The sequence below is a fragment of the Candidatus Nanopelagicales bacterium genome, from assembly GCA_018003655.1.
Taxonomy (GTDB): Bacteria; Actinomycetota; Actinomycetes; order S36-B12; family UBA10799; genus JAGNDY01.
In genome coordinates, this window is record JAGNDY010000145.1 from 1 (window position 1) to 3,521 (window position 3,521).

Consider the following 3,521-nt stretch of genomic DNA (forward strand, 5'->3'; position numbering starts at 1 on the left):
TCACCGGCACTAGTGGTCCTCGGCGGAACGGTTGCGCTGTTGGCATTCGGCGTGATTGATGCCGAGGAGGCGCTCAGCGGCTTCTCCAACCCAGCCCCGTTCACCGTTGCCGCGCTCTACGTGGTGGCGGCAGGGGTGCAGAAGACCGGTGCGCTGACCCCGTTGATGCACCGTGCCCTCGGTTCCAGGGCTGGGGTCCGGCGGCCCATCGTGCAACTGTCGATTCCCGCTGCCGGGGCATCCGCGTTCCTGAATAACACCCCGATCGTGGCGATGCTCATCCCAGAGGTGCAGTCCTGGGCTGAGCGCCGCAAAGTCTCGGTTTCCAAACTGTTGATGCCGTTGTCGTTCGCGGTCGTCCTCGGTGGATTGGTCACCGTCATCGGCACCTCGACCAACTTGGTCGTGTCCGGACTCATGGCCAAGACCGACATGGGTCCCATGGGGTTCTTTGAGATCGGCAAGATCGGCCTACCGATAGCCATCATCGGCATCGCCCTGATGGTGCTGCTGACCCCGCGTCTGTTGCCAGCCCGACGCTCGGTCAAGAGCGAACTGGCCAACCAAGCCAAGAAGTTCTACGTCGAGATGCTGGTCACCACCGACGGACCGATGGACGGCGCCACCGTCGAGGCGGCCGGACTGCGCGACTTGCAAGGCGTCTTCCTCACCTCGGTGGAGCGCGGCGACACGGTCATTGCGCCCGTTCGGCCGGAGACTGTTCTGCGCGGGGGCAACCGGCTGCGGTTCGCCGGTCAGGCCGGCAAGGTCCTCGACCTCAACGAACGCCGTGGCCTGCAGTCCGCCGAGTCCGAGCACGTCAGCAGCCTGGACGACCCGGCGGTCCGCTACTACGAGGCGGTCATCGGCTCCCGCTCGCCACTGGTCGGCCACAACCTGAAGGAGACCGGTTTCCGGAGTACCTATCAGGCCGCCGTCGTCGCGATTCACCGCGATGGTGACTTGGTCGACGCAAAGTTCGGCCAGGTGCGCTTGCGGGTGGGCGACACCCTGATCTTGGTCGCTGATCCCGGCTTCAAGGATCGCTGGTCTGACCGCGACGACTTCCTGCTGATTGCACCCATGGACTCCATGCCGAGTCTGCCCGTGCCCACGTCTAAGGCTTTCGTCGCGATTGGGATCTTGGCCGCGATTGTCATCCTGGCCGCCTTCAATCTGGTTCCGATCCTGGTGGGCGCGCTCGTCGGGGCGGTGGCGATGGTCGTGTTCAACGTCATGAGTTCGGCAGATGCCCGACGGTCGATCGACCTTGAGGTGGTGGTGATCATCGCGGCGGCGTTCGGGTTGGCCGCCGCGATGGACACCTCCGGGTTGGCTTCTACCCTGGCCGGTGGAATTGTCGACATCTTCGGCGGTTGGGGTGATCGCGGCGCGCTGCTGGGGATCGTGCTGGCGACCGTCATCCTCACCGAGATGATCACCAACAACGCCGCCGCGCTCCTAATGTTCCCGATCGGAATCACGATTGCCGCGCAGACCGGACTCTCACCGATCGGCGTCGCTATCGCCATTGCGGTGGCTGCGTCGGCCTCATTCCTCACGCCGATCGGCTACCAAACCAACACCATGGTCTACGGCCCCGGCGGCTACAAATTCGGTGACTACGCTCGGTTGGGCCTGCCGTTGACCGTGGTTGTCGTCGCCATGGTCGTGTGGCTCGTCCCGATCATCTGGACCTAGTAAGTAGTCTGAAGGGGTGCACATGAACTTGGACGGCGCTTCGGTGCTGGATGAACTTGAGGCCGAGGCAATCTGGACTTTTAGAGAAGCCGCCGCCGCATTTGAGAAGCCGGTACTGCTCTACAGCATCGGCAAGGACTCGACCGTCCTGTTGCATCTGGCGCGAAAGGCCTTCTATCCCGGACCCATCCCCTTCCCCGTGATGCACATTGACACCGGCTGGAAGTTCAAGGAAATGATCGCCTTCCGCGATGCAACCGCGCAACGGCTCGGACTCGATCTGCGCGTCGTCACCAACCAGCAAGCCCGCGACGAGGGCGTGACCCCCTTCACCCACGGCGCCCAGGAATACACCCGAATTATGAAGACGGTTGCGCTACGCGCTGGCCTGGATGAGGGCGGCTTCGACGTTGCCATCGGTGGTGCCCGCCGCGACGAGGAGAAGTCCCGCGCGAAGGAGCGGATCTTCTCCCTTCGCGAGGAGGGCCACCGTTGGGAACCCCGCTCACAGCGACCGGAATTCTGGCGGACGGTGAACTCTTCACTGGTCAACGGCCAGACCATGCGTGCCTTCCCGATCTCGAACTGGACTGAACTGGATGTCTGGCGCTACGTCGAGCGGGAGAACCTCGAGGTTGTGCCGTTGTACTTCTCCGCTCCCCGACCGGTCGTCTACCGCGACGGTGTCCCGATCATGGTCGACGACGATCGGATCCCGCTGGAGCCTGGCGAAGAGCCAGTGATGACGGAAGTGCGATTCCGCACGCTCGGCTGTTATCCGCTGTCCGGCGGCGTCACGTCCACCGCCCACACCATCACCGAACTGCTCGGCGAACTCGAGGCGGACAATGTCTCCGAACGATCCGGCCGCCTGATCGACGGCGTCGGAGCCGGATCCATGGAACGAAAGAAAGCAGAGGGGTACTTCTAAATGAGAGCCCTGTTCCGCGTGGTCACCTGCGGATCCGTCGATGACGGAAAGTCCACCCTGCTCGGACGCTTGCTGTCTGACACCAACAGCCTCCCTACCGACATCGTCGAGGCCGCGCGGCACACCCGCCGGCCAGGTTCGACTGTTCCGGTCGGGGAGATTGACTTCTCGCTCGTTACCGACGGGCTTGAGGCCGAGCGTGATCAGGGCATCACCATCGATGTCGCGTACCGCCACGTGTACTTGCCGTCCGGGCGGCGCGCGATCCTCGCCGACGCCCCGGGTCACGAGCAGTACACCCGGAATATGGCAGTCGCGGCATCGACCGCAGACGTGGCGATCCTGCTCGCCGACGCCATGCGAGGCACCCGCCCGCAGACGCACCGCCACTTGGCGGTATGCGCGTTGATGGGGGTGCGTCACATCATTTTGGCGGTCAACAAACTCGACGGTGTCGGCTACAGCCAGGAGATCTTCGACGACATCACGGCCGAGGTTCAGTCGTCGGCCGCTCGCCACGGCGTGACTGACGTGCTGTCGATCCCCGTCAGCGCGCTCACCGGCGCGAATGTCACGTCTGCCAGCGACGATCTCGGCTGGTACGACGGACCCACTCTGCTCGAGGCGCTCGACAGCCTGGGCGTCAGCGCCGACGACGAGTCGGGCCTGCGGCTTCCGGTCCAGACGATCCTGCGGGCACCGGAGTTCCGCGGCTACGGCGGCGTCGTCTCCTCCGGCATCCTGCGCAAGGGCGATCACGTCAAGGTCGCTGGCTCCGGCCAGACTGCGGTGGTCACCCGGCTACTTGGCCTCGATGGCGACGACCCGGTCGAATATGACGTGGTCGAGAACGGTTGCTCCGCGGCGTTGGAACTCGACCGCGACATCG

3 protein-coding genes are annotated in these 3,521 nt (G+C 64.4%); all 3 read left to right on the forward strand.

Translation table 11 applies throughout. From position 1 onward, the window contains the following. On the forward strand, positions 1 to 1,701 hold a 1,701-nt coding region (locus tag KAZ48_11460), incomplete at its 5' end, for an SLC13 family permease (protein MBP7973407.1). 22 nt (positions 1,702 to 1,723) lie between these two features. Then, positions 1,724 to 2,632, forward strand: a complete 909-nt coding sequence (gene cysD / locus KAZ48_11465) for a sulfate adenylyltransferase subunit CysD (GenBank protein MBP7973408.1) — start codon at positions 1,724 to 1,726, stop codon at positions 2,630 to 2,632. Beyond that, the coding region (locus KAZ48_11470) for a sulfate adenylyltransferase (GenBank protein ID MBP7973409.1) at positions 2,633 to 3,521 on the forward strand (889 nt) is incomplete at its 3' end.